The sequence below is a fragment of the Oleiphilus sp. HI0067 genome (assembly GCF_001635735.1).
In genome coordinates this window covers 1-823 of record NZ_LWFI01000590.1, presented here as the reverse complement: position 1 = coordinate 823, position 823 = coordinate 1, and the positions used below count along the sequence as shown (strand labels likewise).

Here is an 823-nt window from a genome sequence, read left to right as displayed (position 1 = left end):
ACAACTTGTATTGCAAGCAGGCGCAATGGGTGAGGGCGGCGATGTGTTTTTGCTGGATATGGGGCAGAGCGTCAAGATTAATGATTTGGCCGTTAAGCTTATTCGTTTAATGGGGCTTGAGCTGAAAGATCAATCGAACCCTGACGGAGATATTGCGATTGAGTACTCTGGTTTGCGTCCGGGCGAGAAGCTTTATGAAGAGCTTTTGATCGGTAATGAGCCGATGCCTACCGCGCATTCGCGTATTATGCGTGGCCGTGAAATATCGCTTGCTTGGTACGATGTGAAGGTACTGCTTGATCGTATCGATTTGCTTTGCAAAGACTTTGATTGTGAGGCTGTTCGAGAGGTCTTAATGATGGCTCCGCTTGATTACAAGCCATCAGATTCTTTGAGTGATTTGGTCTGGAATAAAACCTATACCGATATGCCAGGAACCTCTATGCAAGAGCGTATGCGTGATTTGCAGATGCCTGCGAATGAAGGGGATACCAGTTCGAATATCTCTAATGGGTAGATCATTGTAGAGATCCTAAATGTGCACGTACTTCGTTCGCTGCTTCAGGATGACGTCGACACTAAATATTGGGGTCAGAGTAAAAGGACTCTGACCCCAACGACCTCCTCTGACTCCGGCCAATCTGTGTCACCCTGGCTTATCCTTTTTGTCATCCCGTTTTTCCCCTTTTCGTCATCCCGTTTTTAAAACGGGATCTCATGGTTGGTTTGCTGAGTTAGACCCGAGATCCTGAATGTGCGCGTACTTCGTCCGCTGCTTCAGGATGACCATGATATTTTTATCCTTAATACATCGTGCTACCAA

At 46.7% G+C, this 823-nt stretch carries 1 protein-coding gene; it reads left to right on the top strand.

Annotated elements, in window-relative coordinates; translation table 11 throughout:
* Positions 1–517 (top strand): polysaccharide biosynthesis protein (locus tag A3739_RS31230; protein ID WP_197472139.1); only part of this gene is annotated, 517 nt, incomplete at its 5' end.
* Positions 518–823 lie beyond the last annotated feature (306 nt).